General features: G+C 56.4%; 12 protein-coding genes. 7 read left to right on the forward strand and 5 right to left on the reverse strand.

The window, feature by feature from the left end; genetic code table 11:
* Window positions 1-64: 64 nt before the first annotated feature.
* Both AYT24_RS10200 and AYT24_RS10205 read right to left on the reverse strand, forming a co-directional pair.
* Complete coding sequence (locus AYT24_RS10200) at window positions 65-400, reverse strand: TusE/DsrC/DsvC family sulfur relay protein (RefSeq protein WP_010932532.1); 336 nt, start codon at window positions 398-400, stop codon at window positions 65-67.
* A gap of 376 nt (window positions 401-776) precedes the next feature.
* Window positions 777-2,159 carry a cobyrinate a,c-diamide synthase gene (locus AYT24_RS10205; RefSeq protein ID WP_010933901.1) on the reverse strand — a complete coding sequence of 461 codons (1,383 nt, stop codon included), beginning with the start codon at window positions 2,157-2,159 and terminating at the stop codon, window positions 777-779.
* Window positions 2,160-2,749: 590 nt separating this feature from the next.
* Between AYT24_RS10205 and AYT24_RS10210 the strand changes: the two genes are divergently transcribed.
* The 5 genes from AYT24_RS10210 to AYT24_RS10230 all read left to right on the forward strand — a co-directional run bounded on the left by AYT24_RS10210 (window position 2,750) and on the right by AYT24_RS10230 (window position 7,998).
* A complete protein-coding gene (locus tag AYT24_RS10210) occupies window positions 2,750-3,910 on the forward strand; it encodes an ImmA/IrrE family metallo-endopeptidase (RefSeq protein ID WP_010933903.1) in 1,161 nt (386 codons plus the stop codon).
* Window positions 3,907-4,392, forward strand: coding sequence for a DUF4411 family protein (locus AYT24_RS10215; RefSeq protein WP_010933904.1), 486 nt, complete (start codon window positions 3,907-3,909; stop codon window positions 4,390-4,392). Before AYT24_RS10210 ends, AYT24_RS10215 begins: the two co-directional genes overlap by 4 nt.
* 172 nt (window positions 4,393-4,564) lie before the next feature.
* A complete protein-coding gene (locus AYT24_RS10220; protein ID WP_164927177.1) occupies window positions 4,565-6,034 on the forward strand; it encodes a glycine--tRNA ligase in 1,470 nt (489 codons plus the stop codon).
* Between the two features lie 114 nt (window positions 6,035-6,148).
* Entirely contained in the window at window positions 6,149-7,300 is a 1,152-nt protein-coding gene (locus tag AYT24_RS10225; RefSeq protein WP_010933906.1) for a geranylgeranyl diphosphate reductase, read from the forward strand.
* A complete protein-coding gene (locus AYT24_RS10230; RefSeq protein ID WP_010933907.1) occupies window positions 7,300-7,998 on the forward strand; it encodes a DUF3593 domain-containing protein in 699 nt (232 codons plus the stop codon). Before AYT24_RS10225 ends, AYT24_RS10230 begins: the two co-directional genes overlap by 1 nt.
* A 48-nt stretch (window positions 7,999-8,046) precedes the next feature.
* On the opposite strand, the gene AYT24_RS10235 is transcribed toward AYT24_RS10230, so the two are convergent.
* The 3 genes from AYT24_RS10235 to AYT24_RS10245 are packed head-to-tail and all read right to left on the reverse strand — an operon-like array spanning window position 8,047 to window position 12,330.
* Window positions 8,047-9,771, reverse strand: coding sequence for a S41 family peptidase (locus AYT24_RS10235; protein ID WP_010933908.1), 1,725 nt, complete (start codon window positions 9,769-9,771; stop codon window positions 8,047-8,049).
* On the reverse strand, window positions 9,768-10,628 hold the full coding sequence (locus tag AYT24_RS10240; protein WP_010933909.1) for a 2,3,4,5-tetrahydropyridine-2,6-dicarboxylate N-succinyltransferase: 861 nt from the start codon (window positions 10,626-10,628) through the stop codon (window positions 9,768-9,770). The genes AYT24_RS10235 and AYT24_RS10240 overlap by 4 nt, the downstream gene beginning before the upstream one ends.
* A gap of 19 nt (window positions 10,629-10,647) precedes the next feature.
* Window positions 10,648-12,330 (reverse strand): Rne/Rng family ribonuclease, encoded by a 1,683-nt coding sequence (locus AYT24_RS10245; RefSeq protein ID WP_010933910.1) that lies wholly within the window; start codon window positions 12,328-12,330, stop codon window positions 10,648-10,650.
* Between the two features lie 263 nt (window positions 12,331-12,593).
* Here AYT24_RS10245 and AYT24_RS10250 point away from each other — a divergent pair, with 263 nt between their 5' ends.
* Window positions 12,594-13,211, forward strand: a complete 618-nt coding sequence (locus AYT24_RS10250) for a ribonuclease HII (RefSeq protein WP_010933911.1) — start codon at window positions 12,594-12,596, stop codon at window positions 13,209-13,211.
* 19 nt (window positions 13,212-13,230) lie between these two features.
* Window positions 13,231-13,620: a YraN family protein gene (locus tag AYT24_RS10255; RefSeq protein WP_010933912.1), complete on the forward strand. Its 390-nt coding sequence runs from the start codon at window positions 13,231-13,233 to the stop codon at window positions 13,618-13,620.
* The last annotated feature ends 51 nt before the right edge of the window (window positions 13,621-13,671 follow it).

The following is a 13,671-nucleotide window of genomic DNA, read 5'->3' on the forward strand; positions in this document are numbered from 1 at the left end:
TGGGCCGACGTCCACTCCTAGATCGCCGGCCATTTCGTTGTGGGGTTGCCTCTCCCGGCGCGTCTCAGACGCAGCCGGTCGGTTTGGGAAGACCGGCTATCTTGCAGGCCTGCAATGCCGGGCCTTTCGGGAACAGCGCGTACAGGAACTCCGACGCCTCTTTCTTGTCCATGCCTTTTTCGCTGGCCACCGCCTTGGTCAACACCTTCACGGCAGGTGCTATCTGGTACTCCTTGTAGTAGTTGCGAAGGAACTTCACCAGATCCCAGTGACCCGCTTCCATCGCGATACCTTCATCTTCGGCAATCTTTACCGCGACCTCCTCCGTCCAGTCATCCAGATTCACCAGGTAGCCGTTCTCGTCCGTCTCGACGCTCATGCCATTGACTTCAATTGCCATAATGATTCTCCTTTAAAGTGAGATATGATGTTGAAAATGAGTGTAGACAACGGTCATGTATCGCGCCCCGCCAGCCTACAACCGATATCGATATACGGTTATGTAGTTAACACAATCATTTCAATTTTTCAACAGATCAGGACTTTTTCTTTGTTCGGCCTGTCCGGCCATAAACAGTCTGACAGAGAGCAGCGAATCCGGTGACGGCACTCAATCAGAAAGCCCGGAATTTACAAGGAGTGATATTTGAAAAACGGAAGGAAATTTCAGGTGGTGGACTACGGCGCCCTTTAAACCACTGAAGAATGTAGTTAGCAAAATATCATGAATGAATCAAGCTTTCCGGTAAAATTTGCCCTCCGGCAAAAGGGTAATTTCAGTCTCTCTCTAGCCGTCCCTGCTCCTTGAATTTCAAGGCAAGTCCGACAAATCGCTCCGCCCATCCGGGGTTTGCCGCCGCATGGAAATGAGCGTACGAAGCGAACAAGTTCCGGTAAAGCAAGCCGTCCTCTCGCCCGGTCAGCCCGAAGCCTCTCGCCACATCGAACTGGCAGGCGAGGTCAACATTACCAGCTACCGGTTTTGAGTAGTGAAACTCATGCGCCCTGACACGCTCGCCTACAGGAAACCATCCGGAACCGGCGCGGCTTTCGAGTTCCAGATAGCCGCACCCAGCGGGCTTTCGCTGATAGGCGATATCAATCGGCAGCACGCTCGCGAGAGGCCATTGCCTGCCCTCCCACGTCGCGCTGCGACACAGGTAGATCAGTCCGCCACACTCGGCCCACGCGGGTATTCCCGCCTCGATCCGCCCGCGCATGTCGCGCAGAAGACTGGTATTGGCGCTCAGTTCTGCGAAAAATGACTCCGGAAAGCCGCCGCCGAGATAGAGGCCGTCGATCTCCGGAAGAGCGGTGGTTTTAAAGGTGTCGATAAACACCAGCTCCGCCCCGGCATCACGCAGGGCGTCGAGATTGTCGGGGTAGTAGAAGCAAAACGCGGCATCGCGGAACACCCCGATTTTCACTGTCGCCTCTTTTTTTGGAGAAAAAACTTCGCGCGGCTCCGAATGCGACAGCGGCGAAGCCTCTTCAAAAAGTTTGCGAATAGCAGCAAAATCACAATGGCGCTCAACCTGCTGCGCGGCAACGCGGATGAAGGCTTCGGCGTCCGACGCCTCTCCGACCGTGACGAGGCCGAGGTGCCGCTCGGGCAGCAACAGCGACGAGTCCGCAGGAATCGCGCCGAGCACCGGAACGTTGCAGAAGGTCTCGATAGCCGCTCGCTGCTTGGACTCCTGCCGGGAGCTGGTCACATGGTTCAGAATGACGCCTGCGATCCGAACCTTCGGCGGCATCGCCTGAAGGCCGAGCACCTGCGCGGCCACGCCGCGATTCATCCGGCGGCTGTCGATGACGAGCAACACTGGTGCGTCGAGCAGCGCGGCCAGCCCGGCGCTGCTGTCCGCCCCGGCCATGTCCATGCCGTCATGCAGCCCGTGGTTGCCCTCGATCAGAGCGATGCTTCCCGGCCTCCGGGCGCAGTTCCGGATGAACGTGTCGCGGCAGGCCGCCTCGCCCATCATCCAAGTATCGAGATTGTAGCACTCCCCGCTGCTTGCGACGCGGTGCCACATCGGATCGATATAGTCCGGCCCCTTCTTGAAGCTCACCACCGGCACTCCATTTTCAGCAAGCAGCCGCAGCAGCCCCAAACTTACCGTGGTCTTCCCGGCGCTCTTCCACGAAGCCGAAATCATCAGTCTCGGAATCGAAATCAAACCCAAATCAGCAACTCCTTATAGTATTTAAAACAGCTGGGTTTTTCGGGTTCAGCCATCCTGAATAGCAAGCACGGAGTTCCGCACGAAACCCTTAGCTTCAGGACAATGTAGCAACCGCCCCCACTCATGCCCAATTCCCCGGCAATGATCGAGAATTTCAGCGCTGCTCATTTTCGCAAAACTCGTTTTTCGAACACCTTCTGACCTCGAACATCGAGATAACAATCAGTTCCGAATTCTCCGCCATTTGGTCAACCAGATTCCATGGCATAATCTCCCAAATCTCGGAAAGAGTCTTCTCCAGCAAGTCGTTCAAAAGACTCATCTTTATGAAAATCAACAGGTTACAGATTCAATCGCCATCCGCGATGCAGATGGACAAGCGCATCCAGACGCCAAAAATCTCAATTATATAACTACTTAGCGATATAAAAACAGGGACGGGTTATAAATCAGACAAAAGTGGTGTTATGATCACAATATTCAGTAATATATATGAATAATAAGGCTAATAAGGCATCTTTCAGCCAGACATACATCTGGGACAAGTCGAGGAGATAGTAACAATGAGCACAGTTCCTGCTTCCATTCCGGTATTGCAGTGGGCAGCCAGCAGGGCTTGGCTCAGTGATACCGAGCTGAAAAAACGGTTCAGGAAATGGCCGCTGTGGTTGAAAGGCGAAGCTTCGCCAACTTTGAAACAGTTGGAAGATTTCGCAAAGCTCACGCATACACCGTTTGGGTATTTTTTCCTACCTGAACCACCAGAGGTGACCTTGCCTGTTCCGGATTTTCGCACTCATCGTGATAACCATTTACGCGAACCAAGCACGGCATTGCTCGACACGATTTATCTGTGCCAGCAACGACAGGAGTGGTTTCGCGAGTATGCCCTAATGCAGGGATTACAGCCATTACGGTTTGTCGGCAGCGCAACACTATCGGACAATCCCGATGCTGTTGCAGCACGCATGCGTCAGGAGCTATCGCTCTCTGTTGATGAACGTCAAGCCCTTCCGACATGGACCGAGGCACTGCGTCAGCTTATCGCAAAAGCGGAAGAGGCCGGCGTGCTTGTCATGGCCAGTTCCATTGTCGAAAGCAACAATCACAGGAAACTGGATACGCAAGAGTTCCGCGGTTTTGCGCTGACCGATAACGTGGCACCACTGATTTTTCTGAATGCCGCAGACAGCAAAGCGGCACAAATGTTCACGCTTGCGCACGAACTGGCGCACATCTGGCTTGCCGAAAGCGGCCTGTCCAATCCGGAAGCAGGCCTGCTTCCCGAACAGCAGATCGAGCGGTGGTGCAACCGTGTCGCTGCCGAATTGCTGGTTCCACACGAGAAACTGCATGACGTTCATAATCTTCATAATCCCGGCATTACTGTTGACAAGGAAATTCAACGGCTGGCCCGGTTTTTCAAGGTTAGTACACTTGTGGTTTTACGACGTCTTTTCGAAGCGGAATTAATCGACAGAGCGACAATGAACCAATGCTACCAAAAGGAGCTTGATCACATTCTTTCGCCTGAAGGACGCAAAAGCACCGGTGGCGATTTTTACCGAACCCTTGGAGCACGCACCGGGAAGCGCTTTGCACGAGCGATACTCTCCAGTACGCTGGAAGGGCACACCCTGTTCAGGGATGCTTTCCGTCTTTTGGGCGTACAAAAGTCGGCAACCTTTTACAAAGCTGCGCATGAACTGGGAGTGATGCCATGACCTATCTACTCGATGCCAATGTCTTCATCCAGGCAAAAAACCTGCATTATGGTCTTGATTTCTGTCCTGCTTTCTGGGAATGGTTGATCGAAAGCAATGCTTCAGGAAAGGTATTCAGCATCGATAAGGTAGCCGAAGAAATCGCCACTGGCGCTGACGAACTGACCGACTGGATGCATAATCATGCAAGCGACTTGTTTCTCAATACCGATAGCGGTACCGTAGAAAAATTCGGTCAGGTCAGCACCTGGGCGACCAGTCAGAAGTATGAACCTACAGCTATCAACACTTTTCTGAATGCTGCCGATTTCTATCTTGTCGCCCATGCTCTTTCAGGCGGATACGTACTCGTTACGCATGAGGTTTCTTCCAATTCTCAACGCAAAATCAAGATCCCCGATGCCTGCCGCGGGCTCCAGCTACAGTGCATGACCCCTTATGAAATGTTGCGTCGTGAACAGGCACGGTTCATCCTTAGATGACGACAAGCGCAACTGATCTGACTCTATTACCTGATCGGGTCTAACCAAATCAAGGTCACAAATCCCCCCAAAACCCCCGGCACGTTAAATCCCCTTCATTTGTTATATTTACGGTTCACGCTCCGCCCGACGGGTGGGAAACGCTGAATTTTTCAACTTCTCAGATCAAACGATGAGCAATTCCGATCAGTCGCGGGTGCAGACGCAGAATCTGTCGCCCGATAAAGTGATGAACAAGCTGGTTTCGCTGGCCAAGCGGCGGGGCTTTATTTTTCCGTCGTCGGAGATTTATGGCGGCCTGTCGTCGTGCTTCGATTACGGCCCGCTCGGCAGCGAAATGAAGAAGAATATTAAGGATTTGTGGTGGAACGCTATGACGCGCCGCCATCAGAACATCGTGGGGATCGATGCGTCGATCATGATGAATCCGACCGTGTGGGAGGCTTCGGGCCATGTGGCAAGCTTCAACGATCCGATGATCGACGACAAAACCACCAAGCGCCGCTACCGCGCCGACCACCTGATCGAAAACCATATCGAGAAGCTCCATCGCGACGGCAAGGAGGCAGAGGCCGCCGCCATCAAGGTTGCCTATGAGGCCGCCGGGGGCACCGAAGATCCGAACCGCACATTGTATAATATTATTATTGAGGCGGGTATCAAGGCTCCCGACACCGGTTCGGCGGACTGGACGGAGGTGCGTCAATTCAACCTGATGTTCCAGTGCAACATGGGCGCGGTGGCCGATTCAGCGGGCGTGGTCTATCTGCGGCCCGAAACCGCGCAGGGCATCTTTGTAAACTTCCACAACGTCCGTGAAGCATCGCGCATGAAGGTGCCGTTCGGCATCGCGCAGATCGGCAAGGCGTTCCGTAACGAGATCGTCAAGGGCAACTTCATCTTCCGCATGGTGGAGTTCGAGCAGATGGAGATGCAGTATTTCGTCAAGCCCGGCACGCAGCTCGAAGCGTTCGAGGCGTGGCGCGAGGAGCGCTTCCGCTGGTACTCCGAAACGCTCGGCATGTCGAAGGAGAAACTGCACTGGTACAAGCACGACAAGCTGGCCCACTACGCCGACCTGGCCTACGACATCAAGTTCGAGTTCCCGTTCGGCATTGAGGAGATCGAAGGCATCCACTCGCGCACCGATTTCGACCTGAGCCAGCATCAGAAGTACTCCGGCAAGAGCATGGAGTACATCGACCAGACCACCAACGAGCGCTACATTCCCTACGTCGTCGAGACCTCGTCGGGCTGCGACCGCACCTTCCTGGCGCTGCTGTCGGACGCCTATCAGGAGGATGTGGTGGACGGCGAGCCGCGCGTGATGCTGAAGCTCGCGCCGAAGGTTGCGCCGGTGAAGGCCGCCGTGCTGCCGCTGATGAAGAAGGGCGAAATGGGCGAAAAGGCCGCGCAGCTTTGCCGAGACCTGTCGGAGAGCTTCATGGTGCAGTACGACGACGCAGCCTCGATCGGCAAGCGCTACCGCCGTCAGGACGAGATCGGCACGCCGTTCTGCTTCACGGTCGATCACGACACACTGGAGAACGGCACCATTACCGTGCGCTACCGCGACACGGCGGCGCAGGAGCGGATCAATATGTCGAAAGCCGCTGAGTTCCTTGCGACCAAACTAATGTAACGCGGCATGAAGAGATTGGGCTAACACCCATAAATAAATTGCGTTATCCATGAACCCCGGACTAAAGTCCAGGGCAATTGTTAAAAATTTTTTACTGGATTACAGGTAAAAAAAATGCTGTATGATGTCGCAATCATAGGAGGAGGTCCGTCGGGCGCGGCGGCTGCGGAGATTCTGGCCAGGGCTGGCCACTCGACCATCCTCATCGAACGCAACCTTGCCAACGTCAAGCCGTGCGGCGGCGCGATTCCACTTGGCTTGATCGAAGAGTTCGATATTCCCGACGAGCTGGTCGAGAAGAAGCTGACCCGCATGAGCGTGCGCTCGCCGAAAGGCGAAACCATCTTCATGCACATGCCGAACGGCTACGTCGGCATGGTGCGCCGCGAGCGGTTCGACCGCTACCTTCGCGAAAAGGCGCAGAAGGCGGGTGCGGAGGTGGTCGAAGCGCTGGTCAAAAAGATCGAACGCTCGGTTGATCGCTTCACGCTCCAACTTTTCAACAAAGAGGGCGAGGCTCTGCCGCCGGTCGAAGCTTCGTACGTCATCGGCGCAGATGGCGCAAACTCGAAGACCGCCGACGAGCTGGGCTTTCCACCGAACGACCTCAAGGTGATCGCCATGCAGCAGCGCTTCCACTACTGCGACGAGCTGAAGCCCTATGAGGAGCTGGTGGAGATCTGGTTCGACGGTGAGGTTTCGCCCGATTTCTACGGCTGGATCTTCCCGAAGACCGACCACATCGCTATCGGAACGGGAACCGAGGAGCACCGCAATGACATCAAGCAGTTGCAGCACCGCTTCGTCGAGAAGATCGGCATCGCCGAAAAGCCGTACCTCAACGAGGCTGCCAAGATTCCGATGAAGCCGCGCCGCTCCTTCACGCAGGAGCGCGCCATCCTCGTCGGCGACGCGGCGGGGCTGGTGACTCCGGCCAACGGCGAAGGTATCTTCTTCGCCATGCGCTCCGGCAAGCTCGGCGCGGAGGCGATGATCGAGCGTATCCGCAACAACACGCCGCTTTCGAGCTACGAAAAGAAATTCCGCAAGCTCTACTCACCAATCTTCTTCGGCCTGCAGGTGCTCCAGTCGGTTTACTACAAGAGCGACCGCCTGCGCGAGAGCTTCGTGGCGATCTGCCGAGACAAGGATGTGCAGGGCATCACCTTCGACTCGTACCTCTACAAAAAGATGGTCCCCGCGCCGTGGAGCGTGCAGATGAAGATCATGGCCAAGAACATCTACCACCTCGCGAAGGGTTCGTAATGCTGCTCTCTCCGCTAAACTGGCTAATCCATCTCTCTTCGTCGCTTGAATGGGGCGTGGCACTCGTCATGCTCTACCGCTACGGGCAGTTCATCGGGCGGAAAGACGTGCGGCGCTTCGCGCTCTTCATGCTGCCGCACTGGATCGGCAGCTGGTTCGTGCTCCTCTACCACCTTTCGGGTGACGCCATCATGCGGTTTCTTGAAATATCCGAAGCGATCAACCTGGTGGGCAGCATCGCACTGCTCTACGCGACGCTGAAGATTCTGAAGGGGGATGAAAAGCGGGAGTCGAAACCGGCAAAAGCGTGGATGGGCTCGCTCTTCGGCGGCGTGATACTGGTGGCTGGCGGTTCGACCCCCTACTCGTTCATGATGGGCAGCTCCTGGTTCGACGCCGTTTTGCAGGTGTCGAGCATGGTCTATCTGACCTTTCTGGTGCTGCTTTTGAAGGTGCGAAAAAAAGACCCCGAGGTGTTCTCGGGGCTGACCGTGGCGGGATTCTGGTTCGTGCTGGTCTTCATTTCGGTGACGGTGGTCTGTATGTACATCGCCATACATGTGCTCGGCTACCCGTCGCTTTCGCACGACGATTTTCTGCACGGATTCGCGGAAAGCCTGCTGACTGTCAGCAACCTGATGATCGTCATCGGCATCCACAAGCAGCGCAAGCGTGCCGAAGAGCGGCTCAGGGCTTGAGCATCGCGCTTGCGGCCTGGGCATCACGCTTGCGCTTGGGGTTCGCGCCTACGGCTTGAGCAGCGACCGATAGCGCTTCTGGTCGCCGAGCAGCGCGAAGGCTTTCGCCGCCACAGGGTCATCCTCTATCGCTCTCTTCAAGGCGGCCCGCTCGTCGTAATGACGCATGATTTCACGCTGCAAGGCAGCGGTGATGTGAAGTGAATCCCGCGAGATATTCCGCCGGGTCGATGCTGCGAGCGCCTTGTCGAGAGCGTCAAGCTGACCGGCGAGCGCCTTGTCCGCCCCAGCCTCTTTCTGAACAAGCGTTTTCAGGCTGTCAAGCGTTTTTTGCGCGCCCGACCGGAAGCTGAAGTGCTCTTTTTCGAGAAAGCGGTTGAAATCATCGTACAGCGGTTCCGACGACAGTTGCTGCAACCGAAATTCCGGATGCTTCCGGTGAAAGCGTGAGGCGTATCTGAAGAGCAGCCCTGAGTTCTCGATCTTGTGCTGGTATTCGGAAAGGGAGTCGGCCTTTGCCACAACATCCGGACGGATGCCGCCGCCACCGTAAACCTTTCGCCGGTTGCGGGTATAGAAGACCTTCGTGGAGTCCGCATCGCCGTTGGAGAGCACCACCTTGCGGCGAGACTCATCGCGGGCAATCGGCTTCTGAATGAGACGGCCCGAAGGCGTATAATATTTGGCCGTCGTCATCTTGAGAATGTGGTCATAAGGCAGGTTGATAATCGACTGCACCAGCCCCTTGCCAAAAGAGTTTTCGCCGAGAATAACACCGCGATCAAGCTCCTGTATGGCTCCCGACACGATCTCCGAAGCCGAGGCGCTGTCGCCGTCGATCATCACCACCAGAGGAAGCGTTGGCTCCTGGGGCTCGGTTTTGGTGACATAGACCTGCTCGCTGTCGGCAGCCCGACCTCTGGTGGAAACGATCCGGCTGTTTTTTTCGACAAAAAGACCGGCTACCTCGACCGCCGAGGTAAGCAACCCGCCCGGATTGCCCCGAAGATCGAGAACGATGCCGTTCAGCACGACCCGGTTTTTCGCGGCCTCTTGCCGAATCTTCCGGATCGCCGCGCTCAACTCTTCCCTTGAATGTTCACTGAAACTGTTCATCTGCACATAACCCGACGAACCGAACAGGCCGAAAAAAGGCACGGAACTAATCCTGACCTCTCCTCTCGTGAGCGAAATGACCGTCAACGGCCCCTGGCCGTCTCTTTTGATCGAAAGCCTGATGTTCGTTCCGGGAGATCCTTTAATCGTGCTCCGGACTTCATCGATAGACTTCTTGCTCACCTTGACACCATCGATGGCGATGATCTGGTCGCCGACCTTTAACCCCGCTTTCGCGGCGGGCTGGCCGTCGATGACCGAGATGATGAACAGATCGCCGGAAAAAATACCAAGAGTAACGCCGATGCCGGCATACTGGCCGCTAGTGATCTCGTCGAGCTCGCCAGACTGCTCCTCATCGAGAAATGCTGTGTACGGATCAAGCTGGCCAAGCATCCCGTCAATCCCCGAATACATGAACTCACTCACATTGACGGGATCAACATAGTTTTGCGCCACATTCTTGTACACATCCCCGAGAAGCTCAATGCTTTTGGCGATGGAAAAGAAATCTTCGTTCGGCTTGGCAGCCGGAACAGCAAACAGTGGCTGCGCGCAGATCAGCGCAATGGCGGATGAGATCGTCGCAACGCGCCGCCACCTGCGGCCAAAATCACGGCAAAGACCAGAGTGCCGCTGAGTTGTGAACCAGCTCATCTGAGCGCGCTTTCGAGAGCCGTGGCGCTGTCGGTGCGCTCGTCGCGGTACTTGACGATCAGCGGCGTGTAGATCGACAGGCCGTGTTCGGCGGCGAACTCGCCCTTGACCTGGCGGGAACCGGCCACCACCACCGCACCTTCGGGAATGACGAGCGGGCCGGCGGCGCTCTTGCGCAGCACCGTTCCGTTGACCAGATCGTAGACCGGCGTGGAGCCGTTAAGGATAACGCCGGTGCCGATGACGGCGCGCTTTTTGACAATGGTGCCTTCGTAGATGCCGCAGTTACCGCCGACCATCACCTCGTCCTCGATAATGACTGGCATCGCGCCAACCGGTTCGAGCACTCCGCCGATCTGCACAGCAGCAGAGAGGTGAACCTTCTTGCCGATCTGGGCGCAACTGCCCACCAGCGCGTGCGAGTCGATCATCGAGCCTTCATCGACGTAACCACCGACGTTAACGTAGGCCGGCGGCATCATCACCACCGATGGAGCGAGGTACGCGCCGTCGCGCACCGACGAGCCGCCAGGCACAATCCGGACGCCATCTGCCGCGGTAAACTCACGAAGCGGGTAGGTGTCTTTATCGATGAACGAGGCACTGCCAAGACCAGCGAGATCAACGTGGCTTTCGATCAGCACGCCGAGCTTCATGCCAACGAGAATCCCCTGTTTGACCCACTGGTTAACCGTCCAGCCGTCGCCCGAAGGTTCGGCTGCACGAATTTTGCCCTCATTGAGCAGGGTCTTGAATTCGGCAAACACCGACTTGACCTGGGCATCGGCCTTGAGCTGGTCGGCGCTCAGTAAAGAAAATGCAATAATCTGTTCCTTGATCTGATGATACTGTTCCATTAGGCTGTGGTTCTCTTTTTCAGTTAAACTCGGCGGTGATGTCAGCACCCGTCTTCCGGTTGTAGAAGCGGAAATCGTCGCTGCGCAGGCTTTCATCGGACTTGATCCTGACGAAAACCAGATGTTGCAGGAACCACTTCATCTCGGTTTTCATATCGCTGTTGCGCATCGGTTCGAGCACAGTCGGACTGATATGCAGATCGAGCTGCTGGAACGGCACCTTCTGCTGAAGAGCGAACTTGCGGAGCCAGCGCTCGACCTGGTTGATGGTGGTAAAGCGCGCCTGCACCACGCCGGTGCCGCCGCAGGCGGGGCACTGGTCGCCCATGCGCTGCATGAGGCTCGGGCGGATGCGCTCGCGGGTAATCTGCATGATGCCGAAGTCTGAAAGCGGCAGAATGTTCGACTTGGCGCGATCGTTACGCAGTTCGGCCTTCATGGCGTCGTACACCTTTTTGGAGTTTTTCGGATCCATCATGTCGATGAAGTCCACCACGATGATACCACCGATGTCGCGCAACCTGAGCTGGCGCACGACCTCGCGGGCAGCTTCGAGGTTGGTCTTGAGCGAGTTCTCCTCCTGTTCGCGCTTGGCGGCGTAGCGCCCGCTGTTGACATCCACGACCACCATCGCCTCGGTGTGTTCGATGATGATGTAGCCGCCCGACTTGAGCCACACCTTGCGCGAAAAGATCGACTCTACATCCTTGGCGATGCCGTAACCCTCGAAGAGCGGCAGCTTGCCCTCGTAGAGCGAGACATTCTTGACCATGTCGGGCGCGGCCCACTGGATATAGTTGAGCGTCTCGGTATAAATCGATTTCGAGTTGGCCACGATTTCGGTCACATCGGTGGTGAGCGAATCACGCAGCACGCTCGAAATGATGGTGTCCTCCTTGAAGATGAGCTGAGGAGGCTGCGCGTCCTGCAACTTCTCCTCGATCTGTGTCCACTTGGCCAGAAGCTTTTCGAGATCTTGCTTCAGGAGCGACTCATCCTGATCCTCGGCCACCGTGCGGATGATCGCGCCGAACCCTTCGGGCAACATCGAGCGGACAAGCTTTTTGAGGCGGCCCCGCTCCTTGCGCGACACCACGCGGCGCGAAACGGCGATCTGGCCGCCGCCGAACGGCAGCAGCACCATGAAGCGCCCGGCAATGGTGATGTCGGAGGTGAGGCGGGACCCCTTGGTACCGATCGGCTCCTTGATGACCTGCACGAGAATTGAATCGTTCGGCTTGAGCTTCTGGGCGATCATCTGGGTGTAGGACTGACGCCTTTCGGCGGCGTCGCCGGACGACTGCTGCCCTTGCTCGCTCTTCTGCTGTCCAGCGGGACGGGCCGCCTCTCGCGGCGGCGCGGGCGCTTCGGCGTTATCATCGCCTTCGTTTTCATCATCATCCTCGTCACCGCCATTCTCGTCATTATCGTCATCCTCGACAAGTGCGCGGTAATCCTCGCTGGTGGTACCGACATCCGAAAAGTGGAGGAACCCATCGGACTTCTGGCCAATATCGACAAAGGCCGCCTTCAGTCCCTCAACCACCTTGTGCACCCTGCCCAGATAAATATCGCCGATACTCCTCATGCTCTCCGGCCGCTCGATAATCAGCTCGGCAAGCCGCCCCTCCTCGACAAGCGCAACCTGAATTTCATCTCCGATCTTGTTCATCAGGAGCTGTTTCTTCACATTCTTCTTCATGCAATGACTCACGATTATGGGCTGCCTAGCCCCAAAAGCGGCCTGCCGGGCTTACAGAAAACCTGGCCTGCCGGGGTGAAAGCGCCCTCTGATAAATTCTTTCTGGTTTGCCCAAATCAGCAGCAAACCGCTCTTTTCAAAAAAGATTTGTTTTTAAATATAACACTTCACGTCTTGGTACGTTGCCCATTCAGCGAACATTTTTGTCTGGTTCCCGGATTTTCGCACCTTGAAAGAGAGTCTCCCCAACCGTTACGTTTACCATGCTTTCAACTGATTTTGAATACCCGCTCTGGGAAAGCCTGTCGCAGGTCTGCGGCATCGACGAGGCTGGCCGCGGGCCGCTAGCCGGGCCGGTGGTCGCCGCGGCGGTGGTTTTTCCGCGCCACTTCAGGCCGACAGGCATCTTCGCAAAGCTCGACGATTCGAAAAAGCTGACCGCCGAACTGCGCGACGAGCTGGCTCTGGCCATCCGCGAGTCCGCCGAAAGCTGGGCGCTCGGCGTCGTCGATGCGGAGACCATCGACCGGATCAACATTCTGCAGGCAACCATGCTCGCCATGAATCTCGCAGTCGAATCGCTCGGCTCGACGCCAGAGTTCCTGTTGGTGGACGGCAACCGCTTCAGGCCCGTGCTGCCGATTCCGTACCAGACCATCGTCAAGGGGGACTCGAAGGTCTTCTCCATCGCCGCCGCCTCTGTGCTGGCCAAAACGCACAGGGACGAGCTAATGACCACCAGCGCCGCAGAGTACCCAGAGTACGGATTCGAGGTTCATTTTGGCTACCCGACCGCCCGGCACGTCGAGGCAATCGCCCGGCACGGTCGCTGCGCCATCCACCGCCAAAGCTTCAAACTTCGGAAACTGGGAGAAAAGTAAAAAACAAGGAACTGCCGTCATGAATGCCCCTCAATGGCTCGGCGCTGAAGGAGAAAAAATCGCCGCAAGACATCTGGCCGCAAAAGGCTACCGCATCGTTGCCCGAAACTACCGCTTTCATCGCAATGAGATCGACATCATTGCCTTCGATGGCGAGGCGCTCTGCTTCATAGAGGTCAAAACCAGAGCATCGCTCGGCAAAGGTCATCCAGCCGAATCAGTCACCCGAAGCAAGCAGAAGGAGATCGCGCGAGCCGCCGCCGGCTATCTGGCGAGCCTCGACGACCCCTGGATCACCTGCCGTTTCGACGTCATCGCCGTGCTCGCGCTCAGCATCGACGAGCGCTCCATCCGCAAGTACGAGATCGAACACATCAAGGCCGCCTTCATGGTTGGCGACAAGGGCTGAAATAGCATATCAGCGGATTTTTTTTATCTTTGGGATCAAAGTTTTTACTGA

This window comes from Chlorobaculum tepidum TLS (assembly GCF_000006985.1).
GTDB lineage: Bacteria > Bacteroidota > Chlorobiia > Chlorobiales > Chlorobiaceae > Chlorobaculum > Chlorobaculum tepidum.